The organism is Corallococcus terminator, assembly GCF_049194865.1.
GTDB classification, from domain to species: domain Bacteria; phylum Myxococcota; class Myxococcia; order Myxococcales; family Myxococcaceae; genus Myxococcus; species Myxococcus terminator_A.
In genome coordinates this window covers 1-17,913 of the sequence record NZ_JBLZWL010000094.1, presented here as the reverse complement: position 1 = coordinate 17,913, position 17,913 = coordinate 1, and the positions used below count along the sequence as shown (strand labels likewise).

Below are 17,913 nucleotides of genomic sequence, written 5' to 3'. Positions count from 1 at the left end.
GGAAGGACGCGGAGCTGGCGTTCTCCACCGCGCGTCCCACGCTGGGAGCCACCCCGCCCCGACTGGAGACGGACTGGCTCTTCCTGCGCGACAAGACGGAGCGTGAGAAGCAGGTCGTGGAAGTGGCCATGCGCGAGGAGGTCATCCAGACGGCGGGCGAAGGTGCCGTGGCGAAGCGTGACGACGGCCTGCCGGGCATGGACGACGGCGGCGAGGCGTTGACGCTCGCGGCGGCCCACCGCACCACGGTGCCCTCGGACGGTGAGCCACACCGCGTCCCCATGTTCCACTTCACCGCGCCCGCGGCGTCCGAGCTGCTGGTGTGCCCGGAGCTGTCACCGCTGGTGCATCGCGTGGCCCGGTTCGACAACGTGGGCCCGGCGGTACTGCTCGCGGGTCCCGTGGACCTGGTGCGCGCGAGTGGGTACGTGGGTCGTTCGCAGCTTCGCTTCACGGGCAAGGGCGAGCGCGTGCGGCTGGGCTTCGGCAGCGAGGACTCGCTCCGGGTGGCCCGGCAGACGGACCTCCAGGAAGAGACGAGCCGCCTGTCGGGGCGCAAGGTGAAGACGCACCACGTGAAGATGTTCCTCTCCAACATGAGCGCGCATCCCGCGGCGGTGGCGTTGGAGGAGCGGATTCCCGTGTCCGAGGTGGAGACGGTGGAGGTGATGCTCCTGAAGGACTCCACGAAGCCGGCGCCCACGCGCTTCAGTTCAGAAGGCATCGCCCGCTTCGAGCTGACCGCGCCACCGCGCTCGCAGCAGGAGCTGACCTTGGTCTACACGGTGACCAGCGCCGCGAAGGTCGCGGGGCTGTAGAGGAGGTTCGTGATGCGCACGCTGTTCGGTCTGTTGCTCGCCCTGGGTCCGGCCTTCGTGGCCGGGGCCGCCGCTCCGCCGGGCACCGCGTCGGATATGGCGCAACGGCCCCCGCAGCTCTCGGTGGAGTTCGGGGGTGCGTGGGGGAGGATGCAGCACCCGACGGCCTACATGCTCGACTGGCGGAACGAGACGAGCACCCTGGGTGCGCGGGCCAACTCAATGCGCCTGTCGGGCGGGCTGCACTTCAACATGGTGAGGAGCTCGGACCGGAGCGACTGGTGGTGGACCAATGGCGTGGAGTGGTACCTGACGGGTGATGACCTTCAGGTCCTCTCGGTGCGTCCCGGGTTCGAGAAGCGCTTCGCGCTGACGGGCAAGTTGCTGCTGGGCCTCAACCTCTTCGGCGCCGCGTCCGAGGTCAGCATCGCCTCCGGGCGGATGTTCTCGACGGTGCCCGACGGGACGGCGGACCCGGAGCCCGACTCGGCCTTCTTTCAGCGGCGCATCCGGAAGTGGACCTTCGGCGGGGGCGGCTCGGCGGCGCTCCAGTATCAGTTCAGCCGCTGGGTCCACACCCGCGTCAACGTGGGCTACACGCAGTACGTGAAGCAGGCCAAGAACTTCGGACTGGTGGCGGAGTCGGAGCCGGACACGTTCTCCGTGTCACTCAGCGGCCCCTGGGCCGCCGCGTACGTGGGCGTCGACCTCTGAGTCCTGGTTGAGAATTCCTCCCTCGAACGGGCCCGCGGGAGGTCCCCGGGCTCGTGTCGATGAAGCTAGGGTGCGGGGCATGCACCGCTGCATTCTTGGATGGGTTCTGCTGGGCCTCGTCGTAACAGGGTGTCACCGCGCGAGGGTTCCGGACCTGCCGGCCAGCCATGGCCACCTCTCCCGTGCCGTGCTCCAGTTCACGGACTACACCGTGGCAGCCGCCCAGTCCTATGGCGCCACGGGAGCGTTCGGCCCCGGCTCGGAGCAGCCCATGAATCCCGCGCATGCGCCCGCGGCATTCGCGGAAGCGGTCCAGGCGCTGAAGGGACGACCCACGGACCAGGACGTGGCCAAGGCGGCCGCGCAACTTCATGCTGCCTGTGTGGCTCGCTTTCAAGCCGCATGCGCGTTCCTGGAGGACGAGTTCGAGCGAGAGAAGATCCTCGAGCTCGAGCCCCTCCGCGATCCTCCGCAGATGGAGGCCAGGATGCAGTTGGGCCTCGTTGCCCTCGCGTGTCGGCTTGGAGCGGACGGACGCTTTCGGAACTGCATCGTGTTCGAGCGTGCTCCCCATGGGGCCACTAAGCGGTTTCTGGACATCGTGACACGTGCCCGGGCACGCCCCTCAACCCTGGCGGGGCATCCTCTCGAGATGCCTCACGCCTTCAAGTACATCATCGACCCCTCCGACAACCGCCTGACGCCCGAACAGGAGCTACAATTCGTGAGGCACCGTGTGGCTGCGTTCCCAGAGAGCCCAGCAGCATGGGACGACCTGGCATTCCTGCTCGCGCGAAACGTCACCGAGGGACCGGAGTACCCTGGCGTCCTGCGACGACTGAATGAACTGGCCCCTCGATACTGGTGGGCGGCCAACGAGCTGGCCTGGCTCGAGGTCCAAGCCGGGCAATATGCCAAGGCACTTCCCCTGGCCACGATGGCCCAAGCCGAGGCCCCCGTGAATCCGTATGTCCTCAAGACGCTCGCCGCGACACTGCGGGGCCTGGGGCGATGCGCGGAGGCCATCGCCGATCAGCGACGCGCGGTGGAGAGACTCCCGAAGGAGTGGCCCGAGCCCGAGCGGGCCCGGTTCGCGCGCGTCCTGACGGAGTACCAGCAGCAGTGCACCGAGGGAGTCACCGCGGCACCACGATCCCACTGAGCCTGGGGTCGCTTGCTCGAGACGTCAGTGCTGCACGACGGCGACATAGTTGCCGTAGCGCGTCTGGATTTCGGAGACGTACTTCACGGGCTCGGAGCCTCGGCAGTAACCGTGTCGCGCGCGGCGGTAGTGCTGGGGCTTCTCCAGCAGGAGCATGGCCTTCTCCACGTTGCCGAACCAGCGGTTGGGGTCCAACCCCCGCTCCTGCGCGAGCCGCCGCGCGTCCAGCACGTGGCCGAGCCCCGCGTTGTAGGAGGCCAGTGCGAAGCGCAGCCGCTGCTTGAAGGGAATCTCCGGAGCGATGCGTCCGATGAGGTGGTGCATGTACTTCACGCCCGCGTGGATGCCCTCCTCCGGGTCCTCCAGCTTCCGGAAGCCAAATTCCTTGCCAGTGCCGGGCATCACCTGGAAGAGGCCCTGCGCGCCCACCCAGCTCCGCGCCAGTGGATCGAACCGGCTCTCCTGGAACATCTGCGCCACCATCAACCGCCAGTCCAGGCCGTAGCGCTGTGAGTAGGACCGCACCAGCACGTCATAGGGTGAGATGGCACCGGTGAGCACCGCCTCGTCCGTCGTCGCGGGCGCCTCGCCCCGGTGACCCTCGAAGTAGCGGCGGCGGGCCAGGTTGTACTCGGTGCCTCGGTAGGTCTTCTTCACGAAGCCGTCGAGGAAGGCGCGCAGCTTCACGTTCCGCGGGCGCACGGCGAAGGCAATGCCGTACTGGCCCTCCGGGCCCGCGCGAGGGCCTGCCCCTGGAAGTGTCACCGCGGCCTCCACGTCATCGCGGTACACGCGCTCGGCGGCGAGGATGTGGCTGTCCGTCACGGTGTAGGGAATCTCTCCGCGCGCCACCTGGTCGATGAGGGTCTCCGCGTCCTGGTCCTCGGGCGCCTCGACGACCGTGAAGCCGTGCACGGCCGACGCGTCCTTGAGCGGGGTGAAGTGGCTGGATGAGCGCCGGACGTGGACGGCCTTGCCCTTCATGTCCGCCAGGGACTCGGGCTTGGGTGCGCCCACGCGCTGCACGATGACTTCGTCCACGAAGAGATAGGGGCGACTGAAGGCCACCTCTCGCTGCCGCTCCGGCGTGACGGTGAACGCGGCGGCAAGCACATCGCCCCTGCCCTCCTTCAGCCAGGAGAGGAGCTCGTCGTACGAAGGAGGCACCACGACCTCCAGCCGCACCTTGAGGGCCTGGGCGGCGAGCTTCGCCATCTCGTAGTCGAACCCAGCCTGCTCTCCTCGATGCAGGAAGTAGGTGACAGGACTGTTGCGCGTGAGGACGCGCAGCACGCCGCGCTTGCGGATGGCGTCGAGGTCGCCTGTGAAGAGTTGCTCCCGGTGGTCGGTGAGCGCGCGCTCCACGAGGAAGGCATCCAGGGCCCCACGCAGCGCGGGGTTCTCCGGCCGCACGGCCCAGGCGAGGGCGCGCTTCTCGGCGATGGGGAAGAGGGCCTCGACGTCCGGGTTGTACGTCTCGATGGCGGCGAGCAGGTGGCTGTCCACGACGGTGAGCGGGACTTCTCCTCGGGACACCTTCCAGGCGAGCTCCTCGGAGTCGATGTTCTCGGGCACGGGCTCGACGGTGAGGCCTGGGGCCTTCTCCTTCGCGAGCGTGGCGAGCGCCGTGGCGAACGTGGAGCTCGCGCGCACGTGGACGGTGCGAGCCGCGAGTTCTTCCGGCTTGCGCGGCAGCCCTGTCGCGCCCCGCTTGCCCACGACGACTTCATTCACCAGGGCCAGGGGACGGGTGAAGGCCAGCTCCTTGGAGCGCTCCGGAGTGACGGTCAGGTCCGCGGCGATGACGTCTCCACGCCCCTCTCGCAGCGAAGGGATGAGCTGGTCGAAGCGCTCCACGGCGACGAACTCGGCGGACACGTGGTGCTTCTCGGCGAAGCGCTCCAGCAGCGCGTGGTCCTGCGAGCGGGGGGTGCCCTGACGCGGCAGGAAGTCCTCATCGGTGCCTTCCACGAGGATACGGAGGACACCGCGCTTGCGCAGCGCGGGGAGGTCTCCGGTGAACGGCGGCTCGGGAGGCTTCGCGGGCTCGGCGGCGACCTGGGCCACTTCCGTGGGGAGCGGCAGGGCCTGCTCGGGGAAGGGAGGGTCTTCCGGCTCCATGGCGACGACAGGCGGTGGCGGCGGAGCGGGAGGCTCCTGCTTGCAAGCGAGGACACTCACGAGCAGCGCGGCCACGAGCAGACCTCGCGACACACCTTGGGACTGACGAGCCGAAGACTTCATGGGTGCTTCCCCCTCCTCCGGGCCGTGCCCGATGTCGCGGACCTGGTCCCTCGCCCACCGTCTAGCCGAGGTGACGGGGGGAAATCACGCGCCCCTCTGCAATGCGCACCGGGAGGGACGCCGGAGGCCCACCCGGCCCCACTTGGAGTACGAGAGCGGAGGGGCGCCTGGGTGTAGCGTGTCTGGACGAATGAAGACGAAGAGCTCACCGCCCATCGCCCTGCTCGGGGGACGCAAGACGCTCCCGCTCATCGAGACGTACTTCGAGCTGAACCACCTGAAGCAGCTCTTCCGCCAGGGCTGGCTGCGGGTGGGAGTCGCGCCCGAGCGATGCGAGAGCGTGGCCGAGCACTCGCTGTTCGTCGCGCTGCTCTCGCTGTTCATCGTCGACAGCTGGAGGCACCGGAGCTGCGCGCGGTGCTCGCGGAGCTGGAGGCGCTGAGGCCCGACTGAGTCGGTGGCGCGAGGTTCAGCCGAACCAGCGACCGGACTCGGGAGCGAAGATGCGGACGCGCTCGGCGAGCGTGGGCGGGAGGCGCTCGCGAATCAGGGCGTGCACTTCTTGCGGACCGAGGGACTGGCTGAAGTGCATGAGGACGATGGCTTCGTTGTGGAAGCGGTCGGCCTGGGCAATGAGTTCGTCGAGGTGGAGGTGGGCGCGGTCCCTGGCGTCCTGCACCGGGCGCTTCGGGTCGACGAAGGTGGCTTCGATGATGAGGACGCGCGAGTCGAACAGGGACGGCTCGGTCTCCAGCACGCGAGCGAGTGTGTCGGTGGCGTAGGCCAGCTCCAGGTGGTCGACCTCGGTGAGGAGGTTCTCGCCAGCACGGCGTCGCTGGGCGATCTCTTGAGGTGGCAGTTCGAGGAACTCGGGGCGCAGCTTGGAGACGCGGCGGATGAACTGGTAGCCGAGCGAAGGGACGGGATGGTGCGTGCGGAAGGCGCGGACATGAAGGCCCTGCCCGAGCGGCTGGACGTCACCGGGGAGCATGGGGACGGTTTGCACGTCCATGGCCGTGTGATGGAGACGGGAGAGCACGCCGAGGGCCTCGTGGACAGGGGCCTCGATTTCGGCGGGGAGGAAGACGGTGGGGGCGCCCTTCCCCATCAGGCGGCGGATGCCGAGCAGCGAGCCGAGGCCGCTGGCGTGGTCGGGGTGGGCGTGACTGAGGAAGATGCGGTCGGTGCCCGCGAAGGAACGAATGGGGATGCCCGCGTCGAGCACCACGTCCAGCTCGGGGACCTGGAGGGAGGTGTAGACGCCGCCGACGGAGATGCCTCGGACGGTATAGGGGCCTGCCTGGACCTCGGTGAGCATCGCCGTGCTTATGGCGTGACTGGGGCCCTGGTCGCAACCCACCGTGAGGCTTGGGTGCCATCCGCGACATGATGGAGCGAGGGACGAGGACAACGGATGGAACGAGTCTGGCGACGGCTGTGGGTGACGGGATGGACGGTGTTCCTCGCGGCCTGCGCGGGAACACCGGAACGTGCGTCAACGAGGCGCTACGAGTTCGACTCGGCAACCAACGGTTGTCGTCACAGGCCGGAGTTGTGCGCACGCATCCCAGGGGAGGAAGCCGTCATCCCCGCTGTCCGGCCGCTTCAAGCCATGGCGTCCGCTACTCGGACCGCAGCCGCTGCGCTTCGTGTGCTGGACTCCGCAACCCAGGCGCTCATCGAGGAGCGCCTCAAGGAGTGCGCGGACCTGGCTCGCTCCTCGGTGCTGTTCGAACACCTGGGCGGGCGGCCCCCCACCCGCAGCGAGTGCAATGAGTCGCGCATCGATGAATCGTCCAACCGACGCATGACCCTGGCCATGCAGCTCGGGTGCCTCATGCATCGCGTGGCACTCGACTGTAGTGAAGCGGCTCTGGAGAAAGTCATCCCTGGAGGATTCAGCCGCGAGCAGCGCTACCGTTACGACAGGGCGCGCGGGACTCTCGCGATGGTCAGCGAGGAAGAGACCCGAGGCCTCCTCAACTCGGGCTGTGGCGACGAGCTGAAGGGAACACTGGTTCCCGATCTCGTCATCCACGATGGAAATCCGCTCAGCGCGCACCGCATCTACGACTTCAAGTTTCCCTGCATCGCAACGAACATGACACCGTGGCACGAGTATCCCGTGGGCCACACATACGGAGGCATGAGCCAGAAGATGATCTATAGGGAAGCCTTTGATGCCCCTGCGTCACGAGTCCTTCCTCGCTGGGGAGTTCCGCCATGAGTGAGCACTACCCACGGATTCGTCTCACGTACGGCGAACTTCTTCTGGTGCGCGAGGGATTGAGCTTCGTATTCTTCATGGACCGCCCTCACCGGGAAGTCGCTCAAGCCGTGATCGCGGCGATGGAGGCGTATCTGCAAGCGGTCGGCCCCGACGCAATCGGGAGATATGCCAGCGAGGATGGCGAGTGGATTGACCTGACAGAACAGGAGTGGTCATTCGTCCGCGCGAAGCTGCTCGACCGAAAAGTGGCACTACTCCTGCTGCACGATGCTGAAGACGCGCGCTATCAATACCGGTTTGAGTACTTCGGCAAAGCGCACGATGCTGCGATATCCCCCAAACGACGAGACCCTGTCTGCGCGGTGCGCTTCTGGCTACCAACCGAGTATCTGGAACAGCACGGTCCCACCGAAGTGCGAGGACTGGCACTCAAGATCGCGAGCCTCCTGCCGTTTTGCTCGGGACATGTGGGCCTCGCCTTCAATGGCGAACTCGATGTCGCCGGGATGATGGCCGAGGTCCGCAAGGTGTGCTTTCACTACCCAGGGCTGGACCTCCTAGAACTGGAGCACGTCTCCTGGGCGATTGGCACCCGCGTACGGGGACCCTCTTGGCTCACCTTCCTGGGGCAGCCGGCACTCGCGGGCCTCGGCGGTGTGTCTCGACTCCGTGAGCAACTCCGCTCTCCAGAAACCACCGTCGATGCCCTGCCCGAAGACCGTGCCGTCATCACTCTAGGCGCCTGGCCCGAGGCCGGTGACACGCTGCACGGCAACACCCTGCCCGCCTACCGCGAGCTGGCCCGCGTCCTGGAACCCTGGCTCTTTCGCGAACAGCATCCCTACAGCCTCGGACTCTCCGCGGACGATCTGCTTCGCTGGGAGCGCCGCTTCCTCGATTGAAGCGCTTGGAGTTCCTGATGAACGAGGACAACGGATGGAACGAGGCTGGCGACAGCTGTGGATGACGGGATGGACGGTCCTCCTCGCGGCCTGCGCGGGAACCCCGGAACGTGCGTCGACGGGGCGCTACGAGTTCGACTCCGCCTCCAACGGTTGTCGTCACAGGCCGGAGTTGTGCGCACGCATCCCAGGGGAGGAAGCCGTCATCCCCGCTGTCCGGCCGCTTCAAGCCGTAGCCTCCGCCACGCGGACCGCCGCAGCCGCGATTCGCGTGCTCGATTCGGCCACCCAGGCGGTCATCGAGGAGCGCCTTGAGGAGTGCGCGGACAAGGCTCGCTCCTTGGTACTTCTCGAAAAGTGGGCTGGACGAAGCCCTACACCTGCGGAATGCAACGCCACCGTGATGGACGCCAGTTCAGGACGCCGGCTCACCGTCGCCATGCACCTCGGATGTCTCATGCACCGAGCAGCCCTGGTCTGCACGCACGAAGCCCTTGAAGAACTCAGACCCGGGCGATTCAGCCTGGAGCAGCGCTATCGTTTCGATGGAGCTACGGGCATCCTCCAGCAGATCAGTGAGGAGGATGCCCGACTCCTCCTGCGCCTTGGCTGCGGAGAGGAACTGAAGGGTACGCTGGTCCCTGATGTGATCATCCATGAGGGAGACCCGCTGGTGGCCTCGGCCGTCTACGACTTCAAGTTTCCCTGCGTCAACACCGATAGCGCCCCTCCGTGGAGGCAGTACAACGATGGGCCTCATCAGAAGATGAATCAACGAATGGTCTATGAACGCGCCCTTGGCACGCACATGGTCCGACGCGTCGTCCCAAGACTTGGAGTCGTCCGGTGACTGAGCACTACCCACGGATTCGCCGTCGAGCCCGCAACGGTGCGCTGCTGCTCCGTGAGGGCTTGAGCGTCTGCCTCTACATCCCAGGTGGGCACCTGGACCTCCGTCAGCGGGTCCTCCTTGCGATGAAACACTTCGTCGAGGCTGTCGGTCCCGAGGCTCTCGAGATGTACGCATCTACAGAGGGTGAATGGTGCCCTCTCGATTCCGCCGGGTGGGACCATGTCCGAGCGGTGCTTCTGCAAGCCAGTTGCCCCATGATTCAACTGAGGAGCCGCTCGCCCGAGGATGGTTACGGTTTCGACTTCCTCGGCAAGCCAGAGGATCCGACACCTTTCACACGTTCGCGCGATGTCATGAACGCGATTCGGTTCATGCTACCGACTGAATTCCTCGATGCGCATGGGCCCGAGTCGATGCGAAAGCTCGCATTGGATCTGGCGACAAACCTGCCCTTCTCTTCCGGACACGCGGGGCTCGCTTTCGATGGCGAGTTCGATATCGTGGGTGTCGCTCCCGAGGTCCGGGCCCTCTGCTTTCGCTACCCAGGGCTGGATCTGCTCTCGCTGATTCATGTCTCCTGGGATATCGGCACCCGCGTGCGAGGACCCGCCTGGCTCACCTTCCTCGGTCAGCCTGCGCTCGAGGGCCTCGGCGGTGTGTCACGACTCCGTGAGCAACTCCGCGCTCCAGACACCACCGTCGATGCCCTGCCTGAAGACCGCGCCGTCATCACCCTTGGCCCCTGGCCCGAAGCAGGTGACACCAACCTAGGGAACACCCTCCCCCACTACCGCGAACTGGCCCGCGTCCTGGAGCCCTGGCTTTTTCGCGAGCAACACCCCTACAGCCAGGGGCTCTCCGAGGACGAGCTGCTTCGTTGGGAGCGTCGCTTCCTCGATTGAAGGAAGCGACTTCCGCAGCCATCGTGCCGCGCACCGGCTTTCACGTATCGAAGCGAAACGTCGTCTCCATCGCGGAGGCTCGCGTCTCGAACCGCTGACAGAACGCGTTGAGCTCCTCGTAGGAAGCCATCGGCAAGACCTCCCGAAACTCCAGGTGCCGCACCAGGCAGAAGAGCGTGACCTCCAGGAAGCTCAGGTCCCGATCCGGTGGAAGCGCGGCGAGCACCGTCGTCGTGTTCTGCTCCAGCCACGACATCATGCTGGTCAGCCCCGTTCGCATCTTCGACTGATGGGCACTCTCTCCCGTGCCCCCCAGCTTGGACATGATCAACGTCACCTCCGTCGACATGGCCTGGAGGATGAGCTCCTGCGCATTCGCGAGCACCGGCGCCTCGAGGTCCTCGGGCCAGACCACGCGTGGCGTGAGGCTCGACATCCGACGAAGCTCTCGACAGACGTTGAGGGCCCCGAACCAGACACCTCGGGACGTCCGCATGACCGGAATCCGCAGTGCGGGGTTGCCACCGTAGTCCTCCGGATTCGAGGACAGGAGATCTCGCAGCACCTGGAAGGAATAGTCGACGCGCAGCTCCGCGGCGAAGAGCCGTGCGATGCGGGTGAAGTGAGAACTCGAGCGGCCGATAATGACAGGCGTGGTGATGTCTTCCCCCGCGATAGGCATCTGTATTCCTCCGTTCAAGTCGACGACGTGTCGCGCCCCGGCGCCAACCCGAGGACAGCCCGCACCTCGGCGGTGGTGCGCCCCGCCCAGTAGCGCCGGTGGTTGTCCGCCGTCGCGAAGCTGCGCGTCTCCATCCGGTCCACGTAGAGCGTGCCGTCCAGGTGGTCCAGCTCGTGCTGGAGGATGCGCGCGTACCAACCCGTCGCCCGAATCGTCACCGACTTGCCCTGTTCGTCCAGGGCATCCACTCGCACGCCGCGCGCCCGAGCCACGAGCGCCGCGAAGCCCGCGACACTCAGGCAGCCCTCATGAAACTCGGCGGGCGTCGCGTCTTCCACCGTCAGCTTCGGGTTGATGAGCACGTGGAACGGCACCGGCGTTCGCTCCCGCGCCGCCAGGTCCGTGGGCGACACCCCTGCCTGGTACTCGGACCGGTCCTCGACGACCACCAGCCTCAAGCCCACTCCCACCTGTGGCGCCGCGAGCCCCACCCCAGGCGCATCCCGCATCGTGTCGCGCATCAACACGATGAGCCGCTGAATCTCGGGACTGCCAATCTCCTCCGACGTCAGGTCTCGCGCCTTCTGCCGAAGCACGGGTTCTCCTGCCTGGACGATCTTGAGCACCATGCCGCAAGCGTAGCAGGGCCCCTCGCGCCGACGCCGCGCGAAAGAGAGACTTGTCGCCCATCAACCCACCGCGATTCCCATGCAGCTGACGCCTCCGCGTCGCCGCGCGTCACACACGGAAGCGTTCTGCATCACACGCCTCGCGTCCGGATGACGGCAAGGGCACGCAATCCCGAAGCCCCACTTTCGTAGGGGCTCACGACCTCGGGATTGAAGGCAGGTAGACTTTCGAGGACAGAGGGCCGGCTCAGGAGTCACCCACCGCCACCGCCGGTGGGCTTTCCCCGCGTTCGTGGGAGTCGCAATGCGGCGGTTTCAGCGCCTCGGGTGGGCCGCACTGGCCTCACTCGTCATCCATGCGGCCCTCCTCGCCCTGCTCTGGAACGGGACGCCACCGGCGCGTCCGCGACCCGCTCCCACCCGGCCCGCTCCCTTGTTCGTGGAGGTCATCACCTCGCCACCAACCGAACCTCCGTCGGCTCCACCGTCCACTGCGCCGGCACCCGTGCAGCAACCTCCCGCCGTTCCACCAGCGAAGCCTCCGCCCTCCCCACGAGCAGAGGCCTCTCGTCCGAAGCCCCCGGATGCTCCGGAGCCGGAGCCCCGCACTGAACACGCCGAGAACGCGCCCCAGACACCCACGCCCCACTCCGAGCCAAACGCGGTGGCCTCCGTCGCGGCCCCCGAGGAGCCCGGCCCACGACACGCGGACACTCCCATGGGCCTGCTCGCGGGAGAGCCCACGCCCCTCGGTCCTCGCCTTCCAAGAGACCGCCTCTTTCCCCTGCCCTCCGCCCTCACGCCTGGAGGAGACTCCCGGCCGTCGGGCATTTCCACGCAGAGCGGACGCACGCTGCGCCCAGGAGACGTGGGCCCGTCACGAGAAGCCCTGCTCGCCGAGGAGCGCGGTCGCGTCGGGGAACGCGTGCAAGGCGTCATCGACGACCAACAGGCCACCCTGCGCGTGGCCAATGGGTTGATCGACCCGTACTTCAGCCGGCTGCGCGAGGCGCTCGAGAAGGGCCTCGAAGACGCGCCGGTGTTCCCGGGCACGAGCCTGCTCAATCAGGCCAAGACGGCGTGGGCCTCCCAGTCGAAGAACTTCGGCGCCACGGGCAACCCGGGAGGCCCCGTCCCCAACGCGCCCACCAGCTCCGAGCAACTCCAGGCCCTCCAGAACCGCTCGGGCGACTCGTCCGGCAGCCGTTCGATGGAGAGACTGCGGGGGCACGTCCAGGCGGGCGACGAGCTGCAGAAGCTCGCGGGCGGCGGCGGCGCGAAGCTCATCGTCACCCTCGAATTGCACCAGGACACGGATGGCACCCTGCGTGACGCGAAGCTCGTGACGTTGAGCGGCAATCCTGCCTACGACGCCTTCGTGCTGAACGCCGTGCCCGCCTCGCTCGCGAAGCTCGGCGCACCTCCCGATGGGGCGCGCGGCGTGAAGGCCAGCGGCATCCACACGCTCTGGTCCGTGGAGGGTCGCGTCGTCTACTTCCGCAAGCTCAAGGAGCTCAAGGGGCAGGACAGCCTCTACGTCGCGTCGGCGGTGGCCGCGGGCCTCCTCGCGGGCCGCTTCGAGGAGACCACGGGCGAAATCGAGGTCATCGACTTCCGCAACCCGCGCTTCGTCTGTCAGCCCAGGCTCCTGAGGGTCTACTGACCCACCGCCCCCCATTGGCTCGACTCGCGTCGGGAGGCTAGGCTGGCCGCCATGGCTCGCCGCAAGAAGGCCGATGAGATGGCCGCACGCGTCCGCAATCTGCTTGCAATGGACGCCGCCGGCATCATGCGCCGGCTGGAAGCTCGACGTGACGAGATGTTCGCTCTCTTCTCGCGCCTGCGCAGTCGAGAGCCGCTGCTCGACACCATCGCCTCGCGCTACGCCGACGGCGCGTTCGAACAGCTCATCCACCTGCCGGAGCAGGAACAGGCCGTGGTGGACCGGTACTACAGCAACCTGGACGAGCTGCGCTGGTACTTCACGTACACCGAGGACATGCCCGGCACCGCGCAGGTGAACTTCATCAAGCTGCACAAGCGGCTGGAGGAGGCCTACCGGGTGCTCGTGGTGACGATCGGCCCGCCTGCTTCCGCCGACGGGGCCCGCGTCGTGGACGTCGAGGTCCTCAGCCGTGAGGACAGGGAGAACGCGCCGGTGAAGACCCTGGCGCGCGCGCCGCTCCCCAAGCAGCGCCGCGCATCACCCAGCTGACACGGCGCTCAAGCCACGTGGGCCTGGAGGTCCGCCTCGGCGGCCACGGGCGCTTCCGAGCGCTCACGGGGCGCGAGCTTCCGCATGGACCGCTTCCCCACCACCACGTCGACCATCTTCCGCACGCGCGTCCAGACGCTCTCCTGCACGTAGGGGATGCCGTACTTCTCGCACAGGGCGCGGACCTTCGGCTGCACCTCGCGATACTTGAGCATCGGCAGGTCGGGCCAGATGTGGTGTTCAATCTGGTAGTTCAGCCAGAGGTGCGCGAAGTCGTTCAGGTCTCCGCCCGTCCGGTAGTTCGCGCTGCCGATGACCTGCTGGATGTAGCGCTCGCCCTTGTTCGCGGGCTTGTCGTCGAAGCGGTACAGGTCCTCGCCCGTGTGGTTGGGGCCCACGACGAGGAACGTGTGGACGCTGGTGAGCACGTCCGCCATCACCGAGTTGCAGAACGCGCTGAACACGGCCCACGGGCCGATGATGAGGAACAGCGCGGGGAAGAGCACGAACTGCACGGCGGCATACGGCAGGTAGCAGTGGAGGAGCAGCTCCTTCCACTCGACGCCCGTGAGGGCCCCACCGTCACGGCGGCCCTTGCGGCGCAGGGCGCTCAGCGTCTCGGGCGCGTAGTACGAGGCGCGCCAGGTGAGCGCCAGCAGCGTGAGCTGAAGGTAGCGCAGCGCCAGGGGCCGGGACGGGTTGCGCAGCGTGCCTTCCGCGTTGCGCTCCAGGAGGTCCGGGTCCGCGTCCTCGCCGGTGTGCGAGTGGTGCAGCACGTTGTGCTCGAAGACCCAGGCCTCGGGCAGCATCCAGTCGAGCCAGTCGAGGTAGCGCCGGCCACCCTTGGCGAAGCCCTTGCCGGTCCGCGACGCGGGGAGGCCCGGGACGCGGTCATAGCCTCGGTGCCCCACATGGTGCATCAGGAGCCAGCGCGTCGAGCGGCCCAGGCTGAGCGCGGCGGCGCTGAACGGGTTGGGGGCCAGCCAACAGGTGGCGATGCCCAGCAGCGTGCTCACGCGGCCCCAGCGCTCGATTTTACGAAGGTGTTTCGCGTCCGCGTCCCCCAGGTTCGCGTCGAGTTCCTGCCGCAACACCTTCAGCTCTCGGTGGAAACCCTCCACGTCCACGGACGCGGGATTGAAGGCGGGGGGCAAGGACGACGACATGCGGCGGGCTCCTCGGACGAGGCGTCAGACGGGGGGACGGAGCGACGCGTCAACGGTAGCCGCCAGAGGGTGCCTCGGGAAGCGTTTCCGACCTCGCCGCACGGGCCCACCTTTACGGCGCAGCCAGCGCATGCGCCCCAACCAGGCAACGTGACTCCCTGATTCTTGCGTGCCTTCACCCACGGGAAGAAGAGGGGAATCCACGAATTTCAACTTAGACTGGAGGTTCACATCCAGGCAGGGGACAACGTGAAGCTCATATCGAACAGCGCGATCGTAACGGGAGCCGCACAGGGCATCGGCCGGGGCATCGCCGAACGCCTGATGCGAGATGGGGCCAATGTGCTCCTCTTCGGCCGGACGGGCGCGAAGGTGGAGGAAACCGCCAAGGAGCTCAATCGCATTCTCGAGGGGCGCGCGCGCGCCGTGCCCTTCGAGGGCGATGTGAGCCGGGCGGAGGATGTCGCCCGGGGAATCGAGGTCGCCACGCGTGAGCTGGGGTTGCCGGGGATCCTGGTGAACAACGCCGGGACGGCGACGCTGGCGCCCCTGCTCGAGCTCCCGGACGAGGACTTCGACCAGGTGATGGCCACCAACCTGCGGGGGCCATTCCTGTTCATGAAGGCTTTCGCGCGGGCGCTCGTCCAGGCCCAGAAGCCCGGCGTGGTGGTCAACATCTCCTCACTGAACCAGATCGCGGTGACGGATGGGCTGGCGCACTACTGCGCCTCCAAGGCGGGACTGGCGAACCTCTCGAAGGTCGCCGCGTCGGAGCTCGGGCGCCATGGAATCCGGGTGAATGTGGTGGCGCCTGGTGCCATCCGCACGCCGCTGGCGGAGAGTGTGGGGCTCATGGAGGTCATGGGGCAGGAGTTCCTCGCCCGAACGCCGTTGGGCAAGATGTGCGGCATGCCGGCGGACGTCGCGGGCGTCGTCTCCTTCCTCTGCGGCGACGATGCCGCATGGATCACCGGCGAGACGATCTCCGTCGACGGTGGCAATCACATCCGTGGATTGCACAGCTATTGGGACATGATGAGCCGCGCCGCGAAATAGCAAGACGGCTACGAAGCAAACGGCCCCGCTCCCACTCAGGGAACGGGGCCGTTCGGAACATCCCGAAGCGCGTCCTACCGCCGAGGCTTGCCCGGCACCGTGCTGGTGATGCCCAGGTACTCCTGCAGCGGCTTCACTTCCAGGTCCGTGCGCTTGAGCGCCTCCAGCGCGCCCACCGCCATGCGCGCCGCCTGCACCGTCGTGTAGTACGGCACCGAGTGCATCAACGCCTCACGACGGATGGAGAAGCTGTCGGAGATCTCCTGCTTGCCGAAGGTCGTGTTGATGACCAACACAATCTCCCCATCGACAATCTTGTCGACGATGTTCGGCCGGCCCTCCTTCACCTTCTGCACCACCTGCGCCTCAATCCCCTTCGTCGCCAGGTACTTGTGCGTCCCCGCCGTCACGATGAGCGAGAAGCCCATGGACCGCAGCCGCCGCGCCAGGTCCACCACCGCCGGCTTGTCGTCATCCTTCACGGAGATGAAGACCTTGCCGCTCTTGGGCAGCTTCACCCCCGCCGCCAGCTGGCTCTTGGCGAAGGCAGACGCGTAGTCCTGCGCCAGGCCCATCACCTCGCCCGTGGACTTCATCTCCGGCCCGAGAATCACATCCACGCCCGCGAAGCGCGCGAAGGGGAACACGCTCTCCTTCACCGCCACGTGCCGCATCTCCGGCTCCGACGTCGCGTTGAGCTCCTTCAGCGTCTTGCCCACCATGCACAGCGCGGCGATCTTCGCCATCGCCACACCCGTGGCCTTCGAGATGAACGGCACCGTGCGGCTCGCACGCGGGTTCACTTCCAGGATGTAGATGGTCTTCCCCTGGATGGCGAACTGCACGTTCATCAGGCCCACCACGCCCAGCTCCCGCGCGAGCGCAATCGCCTGGTCCTTCATCCGCTCCACCAGGTCCGGCGGCAGCGAGTGCGGCGGCAGCGTCGCCGCCGCGTCACCCGAGTGCACACCCGCCTCCTGGATGTGCTCCAGCACCCCGCCAATCATCACCGCGCCCGTCCGGTCGGCGACCAGGTCCAGGTCCACCTCAATCGCATCCTTCAGGAAGCGATCAATCAGCACCGGGTGCTCCGGAGACGCGCTCACCGCCTCGCGCATGTACCGCTCCAGGCTGGTCGCGTCGTACACCGTCTCCATCGCGCGCCCACCCAGCACGTACGAGGGACGCACCATCACCGGGTAGCCGATGCGCTCGGCCACCTTGAACGCCTCCGCGTGGCTGCGCGCCACCCCGTTCTCCGGCTGCGTCAGCCCCAGCTTCTCAATCAGCTTGCTGAACCGCTCGCGGTCCTCCGCCCGGTCGATGGCGTCCGGCGACGTGCCCAGGATCGGCAGGCCCGCCTTCTCCAGCGGCACCGAGATGCGCAGCGGCGTCTGCCCACCGAACTGGACAATCGCGCCCACCGGCTTCTCGCGCTGCGACACCTCCAGCACGTCCTCAATCGTCAGCGGCTCGAAGTAGAGCCGGTCCGACGTGTCGTAGTCCGTGGACACCGTCTCCGGGTTGCAGTTGACCATCACCGTCTCGTACCCGGCCTCGCGCAGCGCGAAGGCCGCGTGCACGCACGCGTAGTCGAACTCGATGCCCTGACCGATGCGGATGGGCCCGCTGCCCAGGATGAGCACCTTCTGACGGTCCGTCGGAGGCGCCTCATCCTCTTCCTCGTAGGTCGAGTACAGGTATGGCGTGAAGGCCTCGAACTCCGCGGCGCACGTGTCCACCCGCTTGAACACGGGACGGATGTCGCGCGAGTGCCGGTGCGCCCGCACCTCCTCCTCCGGGTACCCGAGCAGCTTGCCCAGGTAGCTGTCGGAGAAGCCGTGCGCCTTCGCCTGCCGGAGCACCTCGTCCGGGAGCTGATCCAACCGGCCGTACTCCTGGATGGACTGGCCCTCGCGCACCAACATCTCGATGTAGCGCAGGAACCACGGGTCGATGTGGGACAGCGCGTGCACGTCGTCCACCGTCAGGCCCTCGCGGAACGCCTGGGCCACGAACCAGGGCCGCTCCGGGCGCGGGATCCGCAGCGCCTCGCGCAGCACCTTCTCGCGCTCCTCCTTCTCCGCGGGCAGCTCGGGCGGCTCCAGCCCCACGCGCCCCAGCTCCATCGAGCGCAGCGCCTTCATGAACGCCTCGGGGAAGGTCCGGCCAATGGCCATCACCTCGCCCACCGAGCGCATGCTCGTGGTCAGCGTCCGGTCCGCGTGCGGGAACTTCTCGAAGTTGAAGCGCGGAATCTTCACCACCACGTAGTCCAGCGTCGGCTCGAACGAGGCCGGCGTGTCACGGGTGATGTCGTTGCGCAGCTCGTCCAGCGTG

At 67.2% G+C, this 17,913-nt stretch carries 17 protein-coding genes; 10 read left to right on the top strand and 7 right to left on the bottom strand.

What is annotated here, in order from left to right; translation table 11 throughout:
• The 3 genes from ACN469_RS29115 to ACN469_RS29105 form a co-directional block, all read left to right on the top strand.
• Positions 1-818: DUF4139 domain-containing protein (locus ACN469_RS29115; RefSeq protein ID WP_498773021.1), on the top strand; the 818-nt coding region annotated here is incomplete at its 5' end.
• Between the two features lie 12 nt (positions 819-830).
• A complete protein-coding gene (locus ACN469_RS29110; RefSeq protein WP_498773019.1) occupies positions 831-1,532 on the top strand; it encodes a hypothetical protein in 702 nt (233 codons plus the stop codon).
• A gap of 346 nt (positions 1,533-1,878) precedes the next feature.
• Positions 1,879-2,694 (top strand): tetratricopeptide repeat protein, encoded by an 816-nt coding sequence (locus tag ACN469_RS29105; protein ID WP_498773017.1) that lies wholly within the window; start codon positions 1,879-1,881, stop codon positions 2,692-2,694.
• 24 nt (positions 2,695-2,718) lie between these two features.
• Here the strand turns inward: ACN469_RS29105 and ACN469_RS29100 are convergent, their stop codons facing one another.
• Entirely contained in the window at positions 2,719-4,938 is a 2,220-nt protein-coding gene (locus ACN469_RS29100) for an MltF family protein (RefSeq protein ID WP_498773015.1), read from the bottom strand.
• Positions 4,939-5,128: 190 nt separating this feature from the next.
• On the opposite strand from ACN469_RS29100, the gene ACN469_RS29095 reads away from it, so the two are divergent.
• Positions 5,129-5,380: an HD domain-containing protein gene (locus ACN469_RS29095; protein ID WP_498773013.1), complete on the top strand. Its 252-nt coding sequence runs from the start codon at positions 5,129-5,131 to the stop codon at positions 5,378-5,380.
• A gap of 27 nt (positions 5,381-5,407) precedes the next feature.
• Here the strand turns inward: ACN469_RS29095 and ACN469_RS29090 are convergent, their stop codons facing one another.
• Positions 5,408-6,256, bottom strand: a complete 849-nt coding sequence (locus tag ACN469_RS29090) for an MBL fold metallo-hydrolase (protein ID WP_498773011.1) — start codon at positions 6,254-6,256, stop codon at positions 5,408-5,410.
• Positions 6,257-6,394: 138 nt separating this feature from the next.
• Between ACN469_RS29090 and ACN469_RS29085 the strand changes: the two genes are divergently transcribed.
• Positions 6,395-7,165, top strand: coding sequence for a hypothetical protein (locus tag ACN469_RS29085; RefSeq protein WP_498773009.1), 771 nt, complete (start codon positions 6,395-6,397; stop codon positions 7,163-7,165).
• Positions 7,162-8,070 carry a DUF3396 domain-containing protein gene (locus ACN469_RS29080; RefSeq protein WP_498773007.1) on the top strand — a complete coding sequence of 303 codons (909 nt, stop codon included), beginning with the start codon at positions 7,162-7,164 and terminating at the stop codon, positions 8,068-8,070. The genes ACN469_RS29085 and ACN469_RS29080 overlap by 4 nt, the downstream gene beginning before the upstream one ends.
• A 415-nt stretch (positions 8,071-8,485) precedes the next feature.
• On the opposite strand, the gene ACN469_RS29075 is transcribed toward ACN469_RS29080, so the two are convergent.
• Entirely contained in the window at positions 8,486-8,728 is a 243-nt protein-coding gene (locus tag ACN469_RS29075) for a hypothetical protein (protein ID WP_498773005.1), read from the bottom strand.
• A gap of 188 nt (positions 8,729-8,916) precedes the next feature.
• On the opposite strand from ACN469_RS29075, the gene ACN469_RS29070 reads away from it, so the two are divergent.
• A complete protein-coding gene (locus ACN469_RS29070) occupies positions 8,917-9,825 on the top strand; it encodes a DUF3396 domain-containing protein (protein WP_498773003.1) in 909 nt (302 codons plus the stop codon).
• A 40-nt stretch (positions 9,826-9,865) separates the two neighbouring features.
• On the opposite strand, the gene ACN469_RS29065 is transcribed toward ACN469_RS29070, so the two are convergent.
• Entirely contained in the window at positions 9,866-10,507 is a 642-nt protein-coding gene (locus ACN469_RS29065; protein ID WP_498773001.1) for a glutathione S-transferase N-terminal domain-containing protein, read from the bottom strand.
• Positions 10,508-10,521: 14 nt separating this feature from the next.
• On the bottom strand, positions 10,522-11,136 hold the full coding sequence (gene def, locus ACN469_RS29060; RefSeq protein ID WP_498772999.1) for a peptide deformylase: 615 nt from the start codon (positions 11,134-11,136) through the stop codon (positions 10,522-10,524).
• Between the two features lie 868 nt (positions 11,137-12,004).
• Here def and ACN469_RS29055 point away from each other — a divergent pair.
• Together ACN469_RS29055 and ACN469_RS29050 are read left to right on the top strand one after the other, a co-directional pair.
• Positions 12,005-12,799, top strand: a complete 795-nt coding sequence (locus ACN469_RS29055; RefSeq protein WP_498772997.1) for a TonB C-terminal domain-containing protein — start codon at positions 12,005-12,007, stop codon at positions 12,797-12,799.
• A 51-nt stretch (positions 12,800-12,850) separates the two neighbouring features.
• Entirely contained in the window at positions 12,851-13,351 is a 501-nt protein-coding gene (locus ACN469_RS29050; protein WP_498772995.1) for a hypothetical protein, read from the top strand.
• Between the two features lie 8 nt (positions 13,352-13,359).
• Here the strand turns inward: ACN469_RS29050 and ACN469_RS29045 are convergent, their stop codons facing one another.
• A complete protein-coding gene (locus ACN469_RS29045) occupies positions 13,360-14,517 on the bottom strand; it encodes a fatty acid desaturase family protein (RefSeq protein ID WP_498772993.1) in 1,158 nt (385 codons plus the stop codon).
• Positions 14,518-14,682: 165 nt separating this feature from the next.
• Between ACN469_RS29045 and ACN469_RS29040 the strand changes: the two genes are divergently transcribed.
• Complete coding sequence (locus tag ACN469_RS29040) at positions 14,683-15,573, top strand: SDR family NAD(P)-dependent oxidoreductase (RefSeq protein ID WP_498772991.1); 891 nt, start codon at positions 14,683-14,685, stop codon at positions 15,571-15,573.
• A 74-nt stretch (positions 15,574-15,647) separates the two neighbouring features.
• Here ACN469_RS29040 and carB read toward each other — a convergent pair.
• Positions 15,648-17,913 (bottom strand): carbamoyl-phosphate synthase large subunit (carB, locus tag ACN469_RS29035; RefSeq protein WP_498772989.1); only part of this gene is annotated, 2,266 nt, incomplete at its 5' end.